This is a genomic window from Shinella sp. R2-11 (assembly GCF_055330205.1).
Window position 1 is genome coordinate 186,392 of sequence record NZ_JBVAPC010000009.1, and the last position, 18,223, is coordinate 204,614.

Sequence of the window (18,223 nt, forward strand, 5' to 3'; positions counted from 1 at the left end):
TAACCATGCGGGCAAGCCATTGATGTCGCGTATCATTCCTCCGAGAAAGACGGTCGCGGCCCTAAAAATCCTTTGGGTAGCATATATCGAAAGCGGTCAGCTTGAGTGGTTTCGCCATGCCGCATCGCGGCTCCCCTCATCGCTGACAGGAAAACCGGCCTCCGGTCGATTTCGTGTGCTCTTCCCGTCGATGGCGCTTGAATTTATGTGTTTTGGACAGCATAGGGCGTTGGGAGGCCATCCCGCCGAACGGCCGCCCCGCTAGGGTGGCGCAATTCATTCAGGGAGAGAAATGTGACCACCATTATCGATGGGAAGCAGGTTGCCGCTTCCGTGATTGACGCCGTGAAAGCCGCGACTGTCGCGCTCGAGAAGGATGCCGGCTTCAGGCCGGGCCTCGCCGTCGTCATCGTCGGCGACGATCCGGCCAGCCACGCCTATGTCTCCTCCAAGAGCCGCATGGCCAAGGAATGCGGCTTCAACTCCATCCAGCATACGCTGCCGGAGGAGACGACGCAGGAAGAGCTTGCCCGCCTCGTCGAGACGCTGAATGCCGACGAGACCATCCACGGCATCCTCGTGCAGCTTCCCCTACCGAAGCACCTGAATTCCGATCCCATCATCCAGTCGATCCGGCCCGAAAAGGACGTCGACGGCCTGCATGTCGTCAATGCCGGCAAGGTGGCGACGGGCGATCTCGACGGCGGTCTCGTCTCCTGCACGCCGGCCGGCGCCATGGTCTTCGTGCGCCGCATCCACGGCAACGATCTTTCCGGTCTCAACGCCGTGGTGATCGGCCGCTCCAACCTCTTCGGCAAGCCGATGTCGGCTTTGCTGCTCGCCGCCAATGCGACGGTGACGACGGCCCATTCGCGCACGAAGGACCTCGCCGCCGTCTGCCGCAACGCCGATATCCTCGTCGCCGCCGTCGGCCGGCCGGAAATGGTGAAGGCCGATTGGGTCAAGCCCGGCGCGACCGTCATCGATGTCGGCATCAACCGCGTTCCCGCGCCGGAAAGGGGCGAGGGCAAGTCGCGCCTCGTTGGCGACGTCGCCTTCGAGGAATGCGTGAAGGTCGCCGGCGTCATCACGCCGGTCCCCGGCGGCGTCGGCCCCATGACCATCGCCATGCTGATGGCCAACACCGTCATCGCCGCCTATCGCAAGGCCGGCAGGACGCCCCCGAAGTTCTGAACCGCCCCGCAAAAGGCGCCCTTGGGGCGCCTTTTCATTTGGCGGGCGCCGGGCCCGTCGAAGCGCGCACGATGAGATCCGCCTTCCACAGTTCCTGCTGCGGCACCGTTTCGAGCTGCAGGATCTCCGCGATGAGCCGGCGCGCGATGCGCTGGCCGGCGGCGCGTAGCGACGAGCGCGTCGTCGTCAGCGGCACCATGAAATTCTCCGGCTTCAGCATCGGCAGCACGTCGTCATGGGCGATGAGCGAGATATCCGTACCGAGTTTCAGGCCGGCCTGGTTGATCGCCCGCACGGCCCCGAGCGCCAGCACGGTGCTGGAGCAGAGCACGGCGGTCGGCGGCGTCTCCTGCCGGAGGAAGCGCTCCATGGCGCGGAAGCCGTATTCGTCCGTCATCTGCGAATGCTGCACGCAATCCTCGCGCAGCACGAGCCCGTATTCGCCGAGCGCCCGCTCGGTGCCCTTCCGGCGGCGGATCGCGAAGGTGAGGTAGTCCGGCCCGTTGATGAGGGCGAAGTGCCGGTGGCCGAGCTGGGCGAGCAGCCGCGCCGCATCGTAGAAGACGCCGGTATTGTCGATGTCGAGGAAGGGATAGTCGGCCGGGATGCCGATGGAGCGCCCGTGCACGATGAAGGGCGTCTTGAGCGACTTCATCATGGCGATGCGCGGGTCCTTCTCGCGCATATAGGCGAAGAACAGCGCATCCACATTGCCGCTCGCCACCAGCCGCCGGCAGGTGGCGACCTCGTCCTCGGGATGGCTCGGATTGATGACGAAGTGGAAATCGTGCTTGACTGCCTCGTCGCCGAGCCCGGCCAGGAACTCGCCGAAATGCACGTCGGACTCGATCCCGTCGGCCGTCGGCATGACGAGGCCGATGGAGCCGGCCCGGCCGGTCGCAAGCCGCTGGGCGGCGCGGTTGGGGCGATAGCCCGTCTCCCGGACGGCATCGAGCACGCGCTGGCGCGTTTCGGCATTGACCTCCGGATAACCGTTCAAAGCCCTGCTCACGGTTGTCTGGGAGAGGCCCAGCAATTGCGATAACTGCTTGAGATTCACATGCTTAGCTTTCTAGAACTATTCAAAGCGCTTTGGATTTCTGGCGCGCATATCTCCGAATTGTCCCCAAGGCGCCGTGGCATCTAACATCAGCAAATCCGCGAGTGAAAGCGGATTTGGCCTTTTTGCGCCGCAAAACTACGCTGCATTGCGTCAGGTTCGGGCCTTTCGCTCAAATGGAGAAGGGGTACTTGACGAGGGCGCGGGGGAAGTGGGATGAAAGCAAATCCAAAGCGCTTTGAATTTTGGGGTGTTTTAGGGAATGCCTGCCCGAGGAGAGGGCGGGTTTGCTATGGGAGGCAAATCAGGTGAAAAAGACATTGTTGATGACCGCTGCCCTCGCGCTTTTTATGGCGGGCGGTGCCGTTTCGGCTGATCTGAAGTTCAAGCCGGGCGAGGATTCCCGGTTCAACTGGCAGAGCCTGGAGGACTTCAAGAAGGGCCACGACCTCAAGGGCCAGACGCTTACCATCTTCGGCCCCTGGCGCGGCGAGGACGAAGCGCTCTTCAAGAATGTCTATGCCTATTTCGTCGAGGCGACGGGCGTCGACCTGAAATACTCCTCCTCCGAGAACTACGAGCAGCAGATCGTCATCGACACGCAGGCCGGCAGCCCGCCCGACGTCGCCATCCTGCCGCAGCCGGGCCTGATCGCCGACCTCGCCTCCAAGGGTTACCTGACGCCGCTCGGCGACGAGACGAAGCAGTGGCTGCTCGACAACTATGCCGCCGGCCAGTCCTGGGTTGACCTGTCGACCTACAAGGACAAGGACGGCAACGCCGCGCTCTTCGCCTTCCCCTACAAGATCGACGTGAAGTCGCTGGTCTGGTACGTGCCGGAGAACTTCGAGGACGCCGGCTACGAAGTGCCGAAGACCATGGAAGACCTCAAGGCGCTGACGGAAAAAATCGTCGCCGACGGCGGTACGCCCTGGTGCATCGGCCTCGGTTCGGGCGGCGCCACCGGCTGGCCGGCGACCGACTGGGTCGAGGACCTGATGCTGCGCACGGCATCGCCGGAAACCTACGACAAGTGGGTGACGAACGGCATTCCCTTCACCGATGCCGCCGTGGTCGGCGCGCTCGATGAATTCGGCTGGTTCGCCAAGAACGACAAGTTCGTCGATGGCGGCGCGGCGGCGGTCGCCTCCACCGACTTCCGCGACAGCCCGAAGGGCCTCTTCGCCTCGCCGCCGAAGTGCTACCTGCACCACCAGGCATCGTTCATCCCGTCCTTCTTCCCGGAGGGCACGGTGGTCGGCCAGGACGCGGACTTCTTCTACATGCCGCCCTATGCCAGCAAGCCGGAACTCGGCAATCCGGTCCTCGGTGCCGGCACGCTCGCCATGATCACCAAGGACACGCCCGCCTCGCGCGCCTTCATCGAGTTCCTCAAGACGCCGATCGCCCATGAGGTCTGGATGGCGCAGTCGAGCTTCCTGACGCCCTTCAAGAGCGCCAACAAGGAAGCCTATGCCAATGCCCCGATGAAGAAGCAGGGCGAGATCCTGCTCGATTCGACGACCTTCCGCTTCGACGGTTCCGACCTGATGCCGGGCAAGATCGGCGCGGGCGCGTTCTGGACCGGCATGGTCGACTTCGTCGGCGGCAAGTCGGCCAACGACGTCGCGGCCGATATCCAGAAGGCCTGGGACGCCATCAAGTAATCCGGCGAACCGGCCGGCATCCGCCGGCCGGTTTCCCACGCATGCGAAGTGCACCGGACATGCGGCAAGGCCGCGTGGACGATCAATGCGCCTTCGAGGGTTCTTGAGGGGAGCATTCCTGGGGAGGAACTGCCATGTCGCAATTGTTATTCGCCGTCTTCACGATGGTGGGGGGCGTGCTCGCCTGCGCCGCCTATTTCTTCGGGACCAACTGGCTTCTCGACAGGATCTTCCCCTCCAAGGGGCGGACGGGGGCCGAGGCCTCCCGCAACCTCAGGATCACCAACGCCATCCGGCCGTGGCTGTTCATGGCGCCGGCGCTTTTCGCGCTCGCCATCTATCTCGTCTATCCGGTCTTCGAATCGGTGCGGCTCTCCTTCCACGACCGTTCCGGCACCCGCTTCATCGGCTTCAGCAACTTCGCCTGGATGATCAATGACGGGGAGTTCCGCCAGTCGATCTTCAACAATTTCCTCTGGCTGCTGGTGGTGCCGGCGCTCGCCACCTTCTTCGGCCTCGTCATCGCCGCGCTCACCGACCGCATCTGGTGGGGCAATATCGCCAAGACCCTGATCTTCATGCCGATGGCGATCTCCTTCGTCGGCGCCGCCGTCATCTGGAAGTTCGTCTACGACTACCGCTCGGAGGGCTCCGAGCAGATCGGCATCCTCAATGCCGTCGTCGTCGCCCTCGGCGGCACGCCCGAGGCGTGGATGACCATTCCCTTCTGGAACAACTTCTTCCTGATGGTGATCCTGATCTGGATCCAGACCGGCTTTGCCATGGTCATCCTCTCGGCCGCGCTGCGCGGCATTCCGGAAGAGACCATCGAGGCCGCCGTCATCGACGGGGCGAACGGCTTCCAGATATTCTTCAAGATCATGGTGCCGCAGATCTGGGGCACGATCGCCGTCGTCTGGACGACGATCACCATCCTCGTCCTCAAGGTCTTCGACATCGTGCTCGCCATGACCAACGGCCAGTGGCAGACGCAGGTCCTGGCCAACCTGATGTTCGACTGGATGTTCCGCGGCGGCGGCGATTTCGGGCGCGGCGCGGCCATCGCCGTCGTCATCATGATCCTCGTCGTTCCGATCATGATCTGGAACATCCGCAACGCCACCAGGGAAATGGAAGGCCATTGAGATGATCGCATCGTCCCGTTCGCCGCTCATCATCCTCGTCCACCTTTCGGTCCTGCTGCTCGTTGCGCTCTGGACGCTGCCGACCGCGGGCCTCCTGATCTCCTCGCTGCGCGACAAGGACCAGCTCGCCGTCTCCGGCTGGTGGACGGCACTCTCCACCTCCTCGCAGAACCTTACCGGCCGCGCTGCCGCGCCGGATGCCCAGGTCGAGCGTGACGGCAAGTTCGTCATCTCCGGCAACCTGACGGAGGGCGGCTCGGCGAAGGTCTCGGCCTTCGGTGTCCGTCCCATGCAGCCCGCCGCCTTCGAGCCGGGCACGGCCGCCGATATCGGCGACGGCCAGACGCTGACCGTCAACGAGGACGGCAGCTACGAAATCGTCTCGCCGGCGAAGATGGAAGGCACGCGCGGCCAGCGCATCTTCTACACCGCCTCCGTCCCGCCGCGCTTCACGCTCGACAACTATCGCGAGGTGCTGAGCGCCGCCGGTATCGGCTCGTCCTTCATCAATTCGCTGACGGTGGCGATCCCCTCGACCATCATCCCGATCCTCGTCGCCGCCTTCTGCGCCTATGCGCTGGCCTGGATGCCGTTTCCCGGCCGGGCGATCCTCATCGCCGTCGTCGTCGGCCTGCTCGTCGTGCCCCTGCAGATGTCGCTGATCCCGCTGCTCCGGCTCTATAACGGCGTCGGCGCCTTCTTCGGCGTGCCGGCCAAGACCTATGTCGGCATCTGGCTCGCCCATATGGGCTTCGGCCTGCCGCTTGCCATCTACCTCCTGCGCAACTACATGGCGGGCCTGCCGCGCGAGATCATGGAATCGGCCCGCGTCGACGGCGCGTCCGATTTCGATATCTTCGTGAAGATCATCCTGCCGCTCTCCTTCCCGGCGCTCGCCTCCTTCGCCATCTTCCAGTTCCTGTGGACATGGAACGACCTGCTCGTCGCCATGGTCTTCCTCGGCACGGGCAATGACGAGCTGGTGCTGACCGGGCGCCTCGTGAACCTCCTCGGCTCGCGTGGCGGCAACTGGGAAATCCTCACGGCCTCCGCCTTCATCACCATCGTCGTCCCCCTCATCGTCTTCTTCAGCCTGCAGCGCTATCTCGTGCGCGGCCTGCTGGCGGGCTCGGTCAAGGGCGGCTGACGCATATCCATGGGACAAGCAGAATGACGACGTCGGATTCCACCCTTCTCACGCCGGACAAGGACTGGTGGCGCGGCGCGGTGATCTACCAGATCTATCCGCGCTCCTTCCAGGACACCAATGGCGACGGGATCGGCGACCTCAAGGGTATCGCCGAGCGCCTCGCCCATGTCGCGTCCCTCGGCGTGGACGCGATCTGGATTTCGCCGTTCTTCACCTCGCCGATGAAGGATTTCGGCTACGACGTCTCGGATTATCTCGATGTCGACCCGATCTTCGGGGAACTTGCCGATTTCGACGCGCTGATCGCCGAGGCCCATCGCCTCGACATCCGCGTCATGATCGACCTCGTATTGTCACACACCTCCGACAGGCATCCCTGGTTCGTCGAAAGCCGCTCGCGCCGGACCAATCCGAAAGCGGACTGGTACGTCTGGGCCGATTCGAAGCCCGACGGCACGCCGCCGAACAACTGGCTGTCGATCTTCGGCGGCTCCGCCTGGCAGTGGGACCCGACCCGCCTGCAATATTACATGCACAACTTCCTGACCTCGCAGCCGGACCTGAACCTGCACAATCCGGAGGTCCAGGATGCGCTGCTCTCCGTCGCCCGCTTCTGGCTGGAGCGCGGCGTCGACGGCTTCCGCCTCGACACGATCAACTTCTACTTCCACGACAAGGAACTGCGCGACAACCCATCGCTCCCACCCGAGCGCCGCAACGCGCAGACGGCGCCCGCCGTGAACCCCTACAACTACCAGGAACATCTCTACGACAAGAACCAGCCGGAGAATCTCGAATTCCTGAAGCGCTTCCGCGCACTCATGGAGGAATTCCCGGCCATCGCGGCGGTCGGCGAGGTGGGCGACAGCCAGCGCGGCCTCGAGATCGCCGGCGAATACACCTCCGGCGGCGACAAGATGCACATGTGCTACGCCTTCGAGTTCCTGGCGCCCGATCCGTTGACGCCGGCCTTCGTCGCCGAGACGCAATATGCGCTGGAAAAGGCGGCGCCGGAAGGCTGGGTGTGCTGGGCCTTCTCCAACCATGACGTGATGCGGCATGTCAGCCGCTGGGGCTTCGGCGTGACGGATCACGAGGCGCATGCCAAGCTGCTCGCGAGCCTGCTGATGTCGCTGCGCGGTTCCGTCTGCATCTACCAGGGCGAGGAACTGGCTTTGCCGGAGGCCGAGCTTGCCTACGAGGACCTTCAGGACCCCTATGGCATCCAGTTCTGGCCGGATTTCAAGGGCCGCGACGGCTGCCGCACGCCGATGGTCTGGAGTGCCGGCGAGCAGTCCGGCGGCTTCAGCCAAGGCAGGCCCTGGCTGCCGGTCTCGGCCGCCCATCTCGAGCGCGCGGTCGACGTGCAGGAGGGCGACGGGGCGTCGGTCCTGTCGCACTACCGCCGCTTCCTCGCCTTCCGCAAGGAGCATGTGGCGCTGGTCAAGGGCGACATCGAATTCCTCTCAGCCGAAGGGGCGATCCTCTCCTTCGTGCGCAGCCACGGCAACGAGAAGGTCTTCTGCGCCTTCAACATGAGCCCGGTGCCGCGCCTTGCCGACCTGCCGCCCGGCACGCTGGAGGTGCTGGAAGGCCATGGCTTCGCTAGCCTGATGCATGAGGAAAATATAGAACTTCCGGCCTGGAGCGGGTTCTTCGCCCGCTTCGCATAGTCGGTCAGAAACACAAGGGGAGAGAGACATGACAGGGCTGGTGCTCAAGGATATCCGCAAGTCCTACGGCGCGGTGGACGTGATCCACGGCATCGATCTCGATATCAAGCAGGGCGAGTTCATCGTCTTCGTCGGCCCGTCCGGCTGCGGCAAGTCGACCCTCCTGCGCATGATCGCGGGCCTCGAAGAGATCACCGGCGGCGACATGACCATCGACGGCGAGCGGGTCAACGACGTGCCGCCCTCCAAGCGCGGCATCGCCATGGTCTTCCAGTCCTACGCGCTCTATCCGCACATGACCGTCTACGACAACATGGCCTTCGGCATGCGGATTGCCGGCGAGAGCAAGGAGGAGATCGACCGCCGCGTGCGCTCGGCCGCCGATATCCTCCAGCTCACCCAATATCTCGACCGCCTGCCCAAGGCGCTTTCGGGCGGCCAGCGCCAGCGCGTCGCCATCGGCCGCGCCATCTGCCGCGACCCGAAGGTCTTCCTCTTCGACGAGCCGCTGTCGAACCTCGACGCGGCGTTGCGCGTCGCCACCCGCATCGAGATCGCCAAGCTCAACGAGCAGATGGCCGACACGACGATGATCTACGTCACGCACGACCAGGTGGAGGCGATGACGCTCGCCGACCGCATCGTCGTGCTCTCGGCCGGCCATATAGAGCAGGTCGGCCCGCCGCTCGAACTCTACGAGCGCCCGGCGAACCTCTTCGTCGCCCGCTTCATCGGCTCGCCCGCCATGAACATCATTCCGGCCAAGATCACCGCCGCCGGCGGGACGACCGTGCTGGAACTGACCGGCGGGCGCACCTCCAGCGTCGATATCCCGACGGCGGCCTCCGAAGTCGGCAAGACTGCGAGCTTCGGCGTGCGGCCGGAAGACCTGCAGATCACCACCGGCGAGGACTTCCTCTTCGAAGGCACGGTCTCCATCGTCGAGGCGCTCGGCGAGGTGACGCTGCTCTATATCGAGGGCCTCGTGCCGGGCGAGCCGATCATCGCAAAGATCCCCGGCATCCTCGCCGTCAGGCGCGGCGACAAGGTCCGCTTCACCGCCGACAAGGCGCGGCTGCATCTCTTCGACGCGGCCGGGAACAGCTATCGCGCTGTCTGAGCGCTGGCGCTGAGACAGGGACGGGCGGCAGGATTTCGCCTTGCCGCTCAACCCGTTATTAAGCCTTGCCGGTCTAGCTTTCCCCGCAAATCGAAAGTGCCGGGGCAGCAGGCGGATGAGCATCTACGGGCAAGGGCAGCGGGGCAGCTACCTGAACAAGGAAGAGTCCTTCATGTACGATCGGGAAAAATCCTTCCCGATGGAGGATACCTGCAACGAGGCCCGCATCGAGTTCACCGAGAGCGGCGGGCTCGTCAACCTCGTCTCCCGCCGCGGCATCATCACCAAGCTCTCACGCACCGGCGCCGTCATCACCATGACGACCAAGTTCCAGCTGCCGCGCAATTTCTACCTCGACATCGTCAGTGCCCGCATCCCGATGATCGGATGCCTGACGCAGCGCGTCTATACGAACGACGTGGTGGAGGCCCGCTTCCTGCGGCTCCTGTCCGACAAGGACCTGCAGCGCATCTTCGTCTACTCGACGCATCGGAACCATCAGGGCCGGACGCTGGATATCTATAGCTGAGGGTTTGAGAGGCGCTGCCCCTCATCCCGCTGCCGCGACCTTCTCCCCGCAAGCGGGGAGAAGGAAACCGTGGCGATGCTTTCCCATGAATTGAAGGAAACCCGCACGGCAATGTCCCTTCTCCCCGCCTGCGGGGAGAAGGTGGCCGGCAGGCCGGATGAGGGGCCGACCGCCTGACTACGCGAACAGCACGCTCGCTCCATGATCGGCCGGCCCCGCGATTGCGCGGAAGGGCGCGAAAAGCTCGCGGCCCATGCCGAATTCGTTGCCGGAAAGATCGGCCGTCGCCTGCGGGCGGGCGGCGAATTCGGCGGGGTCCACCAGAACCTCGATGGTGCCATGGGAGGCGTCCAGCCGGATCGTGTCGCCGCTGCGGATGCGGCCGATCGGGCCGTTGTCGACCGCCTCGGGCGTCACGTGAATGGCGGCCGGGACCTTGCCGGAGGCGCCGGACATGCGGCCGTCGGTGAGCAGCGCCACGCGCTGGCCGCGGTCCTGCAGGATGCCGAGCACGGTGGTCAGCTTGTGCAGTTCGGGCATTCCATTGGCCTTCGGGCCCTGGAAGCGGACCACCGCGATGAAGTCGCCCGTCAGCTCGCCGTTCTTGAAGGCGACATTGAGCTCCTGCTGGTCATGGAAGACCTTGGCCGGCGCCTCGATGACATGACGCTCCGGCTTGACGGCGGAGATTTTGATCACCGCCTTGCCGATATTGCCCGTCAGCATCTTCAGCCCGCCGGTCGGCTGGAAGGGCGCCTCGATGCTGGCGAGGATCTTCGGATCGTGGCTGACCTTCGGCGCCGGCTCGCGGTGCACGCTGCCGTTCTCGCCGAGCCTCGGATCGATCGTATAGGCCTGGAGGCCCTGCCCGTAGACCGTGCGCACGTCGTCATGCAGCATGCCGGTCTTCAGCAGTTCCTGGATGAGGAAGCCCATGCCGCCGGCGGCATGGAAATGGTTCACGTCGGCAAGCCCGTTCGGATAGACGCGGGCGAGCAGCGGCACGACGTCGGAAAGGTCGGAAATATCCTTCCAGGTCAGGAGGATGCCGGCGGCGCGTGCCATGGCGATGAGGTGCAGCGTGTGGTTGGTCGAGCCACCCGTGGCGTGCAGGCCGACGACGCCGTTGACGATGGAGCGCTCGTCGATCATCTCGCCGGCCGGGGTGAACTCGTTGCCCTGCGCGGTGATGGCGAGCGCCCGTTTGGCGGCTTCCTTGGTCAGCGCGTCGCGCAGCGGCGTGCCGGGATTGATGAAGGAGGCGCCGGGCATATGGAAGCCCATGATCTCCATCAGCATCTGGTTGGAATTGGCGGTGCCGTAGAAGGTACAGGTGCCGGGGCCGTGATAGGACTTGGATTCGGCCTCCAGCAGCTCGGCGCGGCCGGCCTTGCCTTCGGCATAGAGCTGGCGTACGCGGGCCTTCTCGTCGTTCGGCAGGCCTGATGTCATGGGGCCGGCGGGAATGAAGACGGCCGGCAGGTGGCCGAAGGTCAGCGCCGCGATGGTGAGGCCCGGCACGATCTTGTCGCAGACGCCGAGATAGACGACCGAATCGAACATGTTGTGCGACAGGCCGACGCCCGCCGCCATGGCGATGAGGTCGCGCGAGAAGAGCGAGAGCTCCATGCCCGGCTGGCCCTGGGTGACGCCGTCGCACATGGCCGGCACGCCGCCGGCGACCTGCGCCACGCCGCCCGCTTCCCGCGCGGCCTCGCGGATCAGCGCCGGATAGGTCTCGAAGGGCTGGTGGGCCGAGAGCATGTCGTTATAGGCGGTGATGATGCCGAGGTTTGGAACGCGCTCGCCGGCGAGTGCGTCCTTCTCGGCGGGGGAACAGACCGCAAAGCCGTGCGCGAGGTTGCCGCAGGAGAGCACGGCGCGGTGCACGCCCTTGGAGGCGGCGGCCTGCACGCGCTCCAGATAGGGCAGGCGGTGGGGCTTCGAACGTTCGACGATGCGGGCGGTGATGGCTTCGATGCGTTTGTCGGCGGACATGGGATCTATCCTGACTTTCTCGATTGCATTCTTGCACGGCAAGGCGAGCGGGAAAGCTGCGCCATCCGCGGGGGCAACGGCGTCCCTCGACGCCGGTCATGTTCGGCTTCAGCCGGCCGGGTGCTCTAGGGCGCCCAGTAGATATCGAGCGGCGTCGCCGCGCGCCGGAGAATGGCGCGGATCGGCATATCGGCCTCCGGTCCGTCCCCCTTTGCGGCGGAAAGAACGTCCATCTTGCCCTGGCCCTCGATATGCAGCACCAGAAGGCGGGCATCCTGAAGGCTGGTAAAGGTGAAGGTGAGGCGGGTTTCGCCCGCGCCCTCCGCTTCCATGGTGATCACGCCGCGCGGCGTCTCGGATGAGATCGCCTCGGCAAGGTTGCTGCCGCCCGGGAAGAACGAGGCCGTATGGCCGTCCGTTCCCATGCCGAGAATGGCGACGTCGAAGGGATGGCCGAGGCTTGCGGCATCGGCGGAAGCGATCTTCGCCGCCTCTTCCGCGCTGCCGGCATCCCGGTAGAGCGGCAGGAAGCCTGCGGCCTTCGCCTTGCCCTGCAGCAGGTTGTCGGCGACGAGCAGGTGGTTCGAGCGCGGATTGTCCGCCGGCACGAAGCGCTCGTCGACGAGCGTGACCGTCACCTTGCTCCAGTCGATGTCGCGGGTGGAAAGCGCCTTGAAGAAGGCCTTGGGCGTCGAGCCGCCCGACACCGCGATTGTCGCGCGGCCGCGCGCGGCGATGCCGTCCGCGAGCGCGGCGGAAACCCGGTCCGCCAGCCCCTCGGCCAATGCCGCGCCATCCTTGAATTCATGCAGTTGCGCGCTCATCGGGTTTCCTTACGTTTCGTGCCAGGTGCGGCCGTCGCGCTCGATGAGGGCGATGGCCTGGCTCGGGCCCCAGGTGCCGGCGGTGTAGCCCTGCGCCTGCTGGCCGGTCGCTTCCCAGGCCTTCAGGATCGGGTCGACCCAGCGCCATGCGGCTTCCACCTCGTCGCGGCGCATGAAGAGCGTCTGGTTGTTGCGGATGACGTCGAGCAGCAGGCGCTCGTAGGCGTCCGCATTGCGCGCGTCGAAGGCCTCGGCGAAGCTCATGTCGAGCGAGACGTTGCGCAGGCGCATGCCGCCCGGGCCGGGGTCCTTGATCATCAGCGACTGCTTGACGCCCTCGTCCGGCTGCAGGCGGATGATGAGCTGGTTGGCCTCGATGCGGCCCGCCGAAGGATCGAAGATCGAATGCGGGATCGGCTTGAAAGTGATGACGATCTCGGACATGCGCGTGGCAAGACGCTTGCCCGTGCGGATGTAGAAGGGCACGCCCGCCCAGCGCCAGTTGCCGATCTCGGCCTTGATGGCGACGAAGGTCTCCGTGTTGGAGACGCCGCCTTCCAGCTCTTCGAGATAGCCCTTGACCGGGCCGCCCGAGGAGGCGCCGGCGCGGTACTGGCCGCGCACCGTCAGGCGCTCGACATTGTACTGGTCGATGGGCTTCAGCGCGCGCAGCACCTTGAGCTTCTCGTCGCGCACGGCCTCGGCGTCCATGGAGGAAGGCACTTCCATCGCCACGAGGCAGAGAAGCTGGAGGATGTGGTTCTGCACCATGTCGCGTAGCGCGCCCGCCTTGTCGTAGTAGCCCGCGCGGCTTTCGAGGCCGACCGATTCGGCCACCGTGATCTGCACATGGTCGATATGGGCGGAGTTCCACAGCGGCTCGTAGAGCGCGTTGGCAAAGCGCAGCGCCATCAGGTTCTGCACCGTCTCCTTGCCGAGATAGTGGTCGATGCGGAAGATCTGATCTTCGTGGAAGACCTTGCCGATCGTGTTGTTCAGCTCGTTGGCGGAGGCAAGGTCGCGGCCGATGGGCTTCTCGACGACGATGCGCGTCTGCTTGGTGATGAGCTTGTGGTCGCGGATCTTCTCGGAGATGTCGCCGAAGATGGCGGGCGCCACGGCGAGGTAGAAGGCGCGCACGCGATCCTTGCCCTCGTCCAGCAGGGCCTTCAGCTTGTCCCAGCCGAGCTCGGACTTGGCGTCGACCGCGACGTAGAACAGCCGGTCGCAGAAGATCCTGACCTGCTCGTCGTCGAATTCGCCGGCCTTCAGGTGCTCCTTCAGCGCATCGACGGCGAACTTGCGGTATTCCGCATCCGTGAAGGCGGTGCGCGACGCGCCGATGATGCGTGTCGGGTCCGAAAGCTGGCCGGCGAGCTGCCGGTGGTAAAGGGCCGGAAGGAGCTTGCGTTCCGCAAGGTCGCCGGTTCCGCCGAAGACGACATAGTCGAAGGGTTCAACGGGAATGATCTGGCTGCTCATCGGATATCTCGATCTCGTTCTGTTGGCGGGTGTTATAATCTAATCGATTTAAAAACGCCAGCGTGCAACGCAACAAAATCGGTGTTTCCATTCGATCAGAGCCTGTCGCGCAGCGCGTACCACGTCATGGCGAGGAACAGAAGCGGCGAACGGAAGCGCGCACCGCCCGGAAAGGCCGGAATCTTCAGGGCCTTCATCAGGTCGAGGTCGCTGCCGCCGCCCGTCACGTCGTCCGCATAGAGCTTGCCGCAATAGTTCGACAGCATGACGCCATGGCCGGAATAGCCGCCGATGGTGGTGATGCCCGGCATGACCTCGCGCACATAGGGCTTGCGCGGCATGGTGATGCCGACGGAGCCGCCCCAGGCATGGGTGAGCTCGATGCCCTTCAGTTCCGGATAGACCTCCTCGATCTGCCGGCGGATGGGCGGCGTCATGTCGTCGAGGTTTTCCGAATAGGCTTCGCGCCCGCCGAAGAGCAGCCGGCCGTCGCGGGTCTTGCGGAAATAGCGCACGACGAACCGCGTGTCGGCGATGGCCTCGCCGCCGGGGATGACCGAGGGGAACCTGTCGAGCGGCACCGTCGCGCCGATGAAGGAGCGGATCGGCATGACATGCGCCGCCGTCTTCGGCTCCAGGTCGCCGATATAGGCGTTGCAGGCGATCAGCGCCCTGTCGGCGCGGATCGTGCCCTTCGCGGTGGTGATCACCGCCTTGCCGCCGGCTCGCTCGATCTTCAGCGCGGGGGTCTTCTCGTGCAGGCTGGCGCCGGCGGCCTGCGCGGCGCGGGCGACGCCGACCAGCAGCTTCATCGGATGGATATGGCCGGTGCCGGTGTCGCGGATACCGAAGAAGAAACGCTTCGAGCCGACGCGCTCCTCCGTCTCCGCCCGGTCCATGTAGGTCATGTGCGGATAGTCGTAGCGCGTCGCGGCGATTTCGACGTGATCGCGGAAATCCTTCTCGAAGCTTGCCTTGTGGCTGACATTGAGCTGGCCGGGCACATAGTCGATGTCGAGGTTCTGCGAGGCGGCGAAATCGTGGATATGGCGCTTGGCGTCCTCGGCCATGTTGAAGAGGGCCTTTGCGCGTTCGTAGCCGAGTTCGGCCTCCAGCTCCTCCGCCTCGGCGCGCTGGCCGGTGCCGAGCTGGCCGCCGTTGCGGCCGGACGCGCCGTCGCCGAAGCGGTGCGCCTCGATGAGCGTGACGCGGACGCCCTTCCGCGCGAGGTTGTAGGCGGCCTGCAGGCCGGTGAAGCCGCCACCGACGATGGCGACGTCGGTCTCCACCGAGCCGTCAAGGGGGGCATATTCGGGGCGGTCTCCGACACTCGCCTCATACCAGGAGATGCCGGGGGAAATCGGGCTTTGCCAGGGCATTGCGCACACTCGTGTTCGAGAGGGTGCGGCGACGCGCCGGGGCGCCGCCGCTCTCAGGATCGGATCTCTTGCAGCGGCCCGGACCGCCGGCCGCTCAGACGTTGAGCAGCAGGAACTCGCGTTCCCAGGGGCTGATCACCTGCATGAAGGTCTCGAACTCGCCCCGCTTGACACCGGCATAGAGGCCAATGAACTCGGCGCTCAGCACCTCGGCCAGAGCCGGATCGGATTCGAGCAGCGACACGGCCTCAAGCAGGCCGCGCGGCAGGTCGATAGAGCCCTCGTTGGCGGTGTCCTCCGTCGGCGCGGTCGGCTCGAGCTTGTTCATGATGCCAAGCAGGCCGCAGCCGAGCGAGGCCGCGAGCGCGAGATAGGGGTTGGCGTCCGAGCCCGGCAGGCGGTTCTCGATGCGCCGCGCCGCCGCGTCCGATACCGGCACGCGGAAGGCCGTCGTGCGGTTGTCGTAGCCCCAGGCATTGTTGACGGGCGCCGACATGTCGGGCGTCAGGCGCCGGTAGGAGTTCACATAGGGCGCCATCATGACCAGCGTCTTCGGCACATAGGCCTGCATGCCGCCGATGAAGTGGAAGAACTCCTGCGAGGCCGAGCCGTCCGGATTGGAGAAGACGTTCCGGCCGGTCTCGATCTCCACCACGGACTGGTGGATGTGCATGGCCGAGCCCGCCTGCCCCTGCATGGGCTTGGCCATGAAGGTGGCGTAGATGCCGTGCTTCATCGCCGCCTCGCGGATCGTGCGCTTGAACATGAACACCTGGTCGGCAAGCTCGACGGGATCGCCGTGGCGCAGGTTGATTTCCATCTGCGCCGGGCCTTCCTCGTGGATGAGGGTATCGATCTCCAGGCCCTGCTTTTCCGAGAAGTGGTAGATGTCGTCGATCAGTTCGTCGAACTCGTTGATCCCGGCGATGGAATAGCCCTGGCCGCCCTGGATGGAGCGGCCGGAGCGGCCCTTCGGCGGATGCAGCGGATAGTCCGGGTCGTCGTTGACGGCGACGAGGTAGAACTCGATCTCCGGCGCCACGACCGGCTTCCAGCCGCGGTCCCGATACATGCTCACGACGTTCTTCAGGACGTTGCGGGGCGTATAGGGCACGCTCTCACCTGTCGAGCCGACGATGTCGCAGATGACCTGCGCGGTCGGGTCGCTCTCCCACGGCACGACGGAAAGCGTCGAAAGATCCGGCACGAGCTTCAGGTCGCTGTCGCGCGGCTCGTAGCGGAAATTGCCGGTCTCCTCCGGATAGTCGCCGGAGATCGTGTGGCGGTAGAGCGCCGACGGCAGCGCCAGCGAGGTGTTCGAGGTGAACTTGGAGGACGGCATCATCTTGCCGCGCGGCACCCCTGCAAGGTCCGGCGTGATGCATTCGATGTCTTCGATGCCGCGGGCGCGAAGCCAGTCTGCGGCGTCCTTCCAGGTCTTTACCCCGCGCGGCACGCTGATGGCGGGAGGGATTTTAGAGGAGCGTGCGGCCTTTTCGACGGTGGGGGTAACGACTTTCTTTTTGGACGGCATGAGACACCGGGTTTGGTTGACGATGCGCCATCATAGCCGGAGTTTGACCCTTGGCTAGCTCCCCCCGGGGGGTAGAAAAGACGATTTTTCAGGAATTTGCGCGCTTTTCGCCGGTTGACTTTCGCCCGCGATGGCCGAAAGGAAGGCGAAACGGGGATCGGACACGTGGCGGAACGGCGGGACGTCGTCATCATCGGAGCGGGCGCGGCGGGCATGATGTGCGCCATCGAGGCGGGCCGGCGCGGCCGCCGCGTGCTGGTGCTCGACCATGCCCGCGCGCCCGGCGAGAAGATCCGCATTTCCGGCGGCGGCCGCTGCAACTTCACCAATATCCATGCCGGGCCGAAGAATTTCCTCTCGGCCAATCCGCATTTCTGCAAGTCGGCGCTCGCCCGCTATACGCCGCGCGATTTCCTCGACCTCGTCGAGCGCCACCGCATCCCCTGGCACGAGAAGACGCTCGGCCAGCTCTTCTGCGACAATTCGGCGAAGGACATCATCGCCATGCTGCTGGCGGAGATGAAGGCCGTCGGCGCGGACCTGCGTCTTTCCACGCCGATCGGTGCCGTCGAGCATGACGGTGCATCCTTCCGGGTCGTCACTGAAAACGGAACCGTGGAAGCCGGATCGCTGGTGATCGCGACGGGCGGCAAGTCGATCCCCAAGATGGGCGCCACCGGCTTTGCCTACCGCATCGCCGAGCAGTTCGGCCTGCCTCTGGTCGAAACGCGCGCCGGCCTCGTCCCGCTGATGCTCGATCCGGCGACGCTCGCCGCCCATGAGGGCCTGCCCGGCGTGTCGGTGGAGGTCGTCGCCCGCCACGGCCGCACGGAGTTCCGCGAGGCGGCGCTCTTCACCCATCGCGGCCTCAGCGGCCCCGCCATCCTGCAGATCTCGTCCTACTGGCGGGAGGGCGAGGAGATTTCCCTGACGATCCGTCCCGACGTGGATTTCGCCGCGATCGTCGCCGCCGCCCGGCGGCAGAACGGCCGGCAGGCGCTGCAGACCGTGCTGGCCGAGCACATGCCGAAGAAGCTGGCGCAGCTCCTCGTCACCGAGCTCGGCATCGACGGTCCGCTCGCCGAGCAGTCGGGAAAGCGTATCGAGGCGCTCGTCCAGCGCCTTCGCGACTGGCGCCTGCGCCCGCCGGCCTCGGAAGGCTACCGCACGGCGGAAGTTACCCTCGGCGGCGTCGATACCGCCGCGCTCGATTCGCGCAGCATGGCGGCGAAGGCGGTGCCGGGGCTCCATTTCGTCGGCGAGGCGGTGGACGTGACCGGCTGGCTCGGCGGCTACAATTTCCAATGGGCCTGGGCCTCGGGCTTTGCCGCGGGACAGGCGGCCTGACGGGCATTTACCATCCTTTAAGGCCTTGCGGCGGATGCTGTCCAAGGTCGGCGTTTCCGGGCTTTCCAGCCTGACGGGCGGGAAGCGGGGACAACATGATGTGGGCCGGCTGGCCGGTTGA

At 65.3% G+C, this 18,223-nt stretch carries 14 protein-coding genes; 8 read left to right on the plus strand and 6 right to left on the minus strand.

Annotated features, from left to right (window positions below; all coding sequences use genetic code 11):
• Positions 1 to 294 precede the first annotated feature (294 nt).
• Entirely contained in the window at positions 295 to 1,194 is a 900-nt protein-coding gene (folD, locus tag ACZ1A1_RS21360) for a bifunctional methylenetetrahydrofolate dehydrogenase/methenyltetrahydrofolate cyclohydrolase FolD (protein ID WP_463621475.1), read from the plus strand.
• Between the two features lie 34 nt (positions 1,195 to 1,228).
• Here folD and ACZ1A1_RS21365 read toward each other — a convergent pair whose 3' ends face one another.
• Positions 1,229 to 2,254 (minus strand): substrate-binding domain-containing protein, encoded by a 1,026-nt coding sequence (locus ACZ1A1_RS21365; RefSeq protein ID WP_313194371.1) that lies wholly within the window; start codon positions 2,252 to 2,254, stop codon positions 1,229 to 1,231.
• 326 nt (positions 2,255 to 2,580) lie between these two features.
• Here ACZ1A1_RS21365 and ACZ1A1_RS21370 point away from each other — a divergent pair, with 326 nt between their 5' ends.
• The 6 genes from ACZ1A1_RS21370 (at position 2,581) to ACZ1A1_RS21395 (ending at position 9,538) form a co-directional block, all read left to right on the plus strand.
• Positions 2,581 to 3,921, plus strand: a complete 1,341-nt coding sequence (locus ACZ1A1_RS21370; protein WP_409530024.1) for an ABC transporter substrate-binding protein — start codon at positions 2,581 to 2,583, stop codon at positions 3,919 to 3,921.
• A 134-nt stretch (positions 3,922 to 4,055) separates the two neighbouring features.
• The gene (locus tag ACZ1A1_RS21375; RefSeq protein ID WP_119257725.1) at positions 4,056 to 5,066 is read left to right on the plus strand and encodes a carbohydrate ABC transporter permease; all 1,011 of its coding nucleotides are present in this window, start codon (positions 4,056 to 4,058) and stop codon (positions 5,064 to 5,066) included.
• A 1-nt stretch (position 5,067) separates the two neighbouring features.
• Positions 5,068 to 6,213 carry a carbohydrate ABC transporter permease gene (locus tag ACZ1A1_RS21380; RefSeq protein ID WP_415215435.1) on the plus strand — a complete coding sequence of 382 codons (1,146 nt, stop codon included), beginning with the start codon at positions 5,068 to 5,070 and terminating at the stop codon, positions 6,211 to 6,213.
• Between the two features lie 23 nt (positions 6,214 to 6,236).
• Positions 6,237 to 7,889 (plus strand): beta-galactosidase BglA, encoded by a 1,653-nt coding sequence (gene bglA, locus ACZ1A1_RS21385; protein WP_463621476.1) that lies wholly within the window; start codon positions 6,237 to 6,239, stop codon positions 7,887 to 7,889.
• A gap of 28 nt (positions 7,890 to 7,917) precedes the next feature.
• Positions 7,918 to 9,009: an ABC transporter ATP-binding protein gene (locus tag ACZ1A1_RS21390; RefSeq protein ID WP_463621477.1), complete on the plus strand. Its 1,092-nt coding sequence runs from the start codon at positions 7,918 to 7,920 to the stop codon at positions 9,007 to 9,009.
• A gap of 115 nt (positions 9,010 to 9,124) precedes the next feature.
• Positions 9,125 to 9,538, plus strand: a complete 414-nt coding sequence (locus tag ACZ1A1_RS21395) for a hypothetical protein (protein WP_463621479.1) — start codon at positions 9,125 to 9,127, stop codon at positions 9,536 to 9,538.
• 177 nt (positions 9,539 to 9,715) lie between these two features.
• Here the strand turns inward: ACZ1A1_RS21395 and edd are convergent, their stop codons facing one another.
• The 5 genes from edd to ACZ1A1_RS21420 all read right to left on the minus strand — a co-directional run bounded on the left by edd (position 9,716) and on the right by ACZ1A1_RS21420 (position 16,755).
• On the minus strand, positions 9,716 to 11,536 hold the full coding sequence (gene edd, locus ACZ1A1_RS21400; protein ID WP_463621480.1) for a phosphogluconate dehydratase: 1,821 nt from the start codon (positions 11,534 to 11,536) through the stop codon (positions 9,716 to 9,718).
• A gap of 125 nt (positions 11,537 to 11,661) precedes the next feature.
• Positions 11,662 to 12,360: a 6-phosphogluconolactonase gene (gene pgl, locus ACZ1A1_RS21405; RefSeq protein WP_463621482.1), complete on the minus strand. Its 699-nt coding sequence runs from the start codon at positions 12,358 to 12,360 to the stop codon at positions 11,662 to 11,664.
• A 9-nt stretch (positions 12,361 to 12,369) separates the two neighbouring features.
• Complete coding sequence (gene zwf, locus ACZ1A1_RS21410; protein ID WP_313194362.1) at positions 12,370 to 13,842, minus strand: glucose-6-phosphate dehydrogenase; 1,473 nt, start codon at positions 13,840 to 13,842, stop codon at positions 12,370 to 12,372.
• 95 nt (positions 13,843 to 13,937) lie between these two features.
• The gene (locus ACZ1A1_RS21415; protein ID WP_463621484.1) at positions 13,938 to 15,221 is read right to left on the minus strand and encodes an NAD(P)/FAD-dependent oxidoreductase; all 1,284 of its coding nucleotides are present in this window, start codon (positions 15,219 to 15,221) and stop codon (positions 13,938 to 13,940) included.
• 94 nt (positions 15,222 to 15,315) lie between these two features.
• Entirely contained in the window at positions 15,316 to 16,755 is a 1,440-nt protein-coding gene (locus tag ACZ1A1_RS21420) for a glutamine synthetase family protein (RefSeq protein ID WP_463621485.1), read from the minus strand.
• Between the two features lie 165 nt (positions 16,756 to 16,920).
• Between ACZ1A1_RS21420 and ACZ1A1_RS21425 the strand changes: the two genes are divergently transcribed.
• Positions 16,921 to 18,102, plus strand: a complete 1,182-nt coding sequence (locus tag ACZ1A1_RS21425) for a BaiN/RdsA family NAD(P)/FAD-dependent oxidoreductase (protein WP_463621487.1) — start codon at positions 16,921 to 16,923, stop codon at positions 18,100 to 18,102.
• Positions 18,103 to 18,223: the final 121 nt, after the last annotated feature.

What these genes read in the sequence shown, in the direction of transcription:
- ACZ1A1_RS21370 (WP_409530024.1), top strand. Translation starts at nt 2,581, where the DNA reads ATGACCGCTGCCCTCGCGCTTTTTATGGCGGGCGGTGCCGTTTCGGCT.
- ACZ1A1_RS21375 (WP_119257725.1), top strand. Translation starts at nt 4,056, where the DNA reads ATGTCGCAATTGTTATTCGCCGTCTTCACGATGGTGGGGGGCGTGCTC.
- ACZ1A1_RS21380 (WP_415215435.1), top strand. Translation starts at nt 5,068, where the DNA reads ATGATCGCATCGTCCCGTTCGCCGCTCATCATCCTCGTCCACCTTTCG.
- bglA (WP_463621476.1), top strand. Translation starts at nt 6,237, where the DNA reads ATGACGACGTCGGATTCCACCCTTCTCACGCCGGACAAGGACTGGTGG.
- ACZ1A1_RS21390 (WP_463621477.1), top strand. Translation starts at nt 7,918, where the DNA reads ATGACAGGGCTGGTGCTCAAGGATATCCGCAAGTCCTACGGCGCGGTG.
- ACZ1A1_RS21395 (WP_463621479.1), top strand. Translation starts at nt 9,125, where the DNA reads ATGAGCATCTACGGGCAAGGGCAGCGGGGCAGCTACCTGAACAAGGAA.
- edd (WP_463621480.1), bottom strand. Translation starts at nt 11,536, where the DNA reads ATGTCCGCCGACAAACGCATCGAAGCCATCACCGCCCGCATCGTCGAA.
- pgl (WP_463621482.1), bottom strand. Translation starts at nt 12,360, where the DNA reads ATGAGCGCGCAACTGCATGAATTCAAGGATGGCGCGGCATTGGCCGAG.
- zwf (WP_313194362.1), bottom strand. Translation starts at nt 13,842, where the DNA reads ATGAGCAGCCAGATCATTCCCGTTGAACCCTTCGACTATGTCGTCTTC.
- ACZ1A1_RS21415 (WP_463621484.1), bottom strand. Translation starts at nt 15,221, where the DNA reads ATGCCCTGGCAAAGCCCGATTTCCCCCGGCATCTCCTGGTATGAGGCG.
- ACZ1A1_RS21420 (WP_463621485.1), bottom strand. Translation starts at nt 16,755, where the DNA reads ATGCCGTCCAAAAAGAAAGTCGTTACCCCCACCGTCGAAAAGGCCGCA.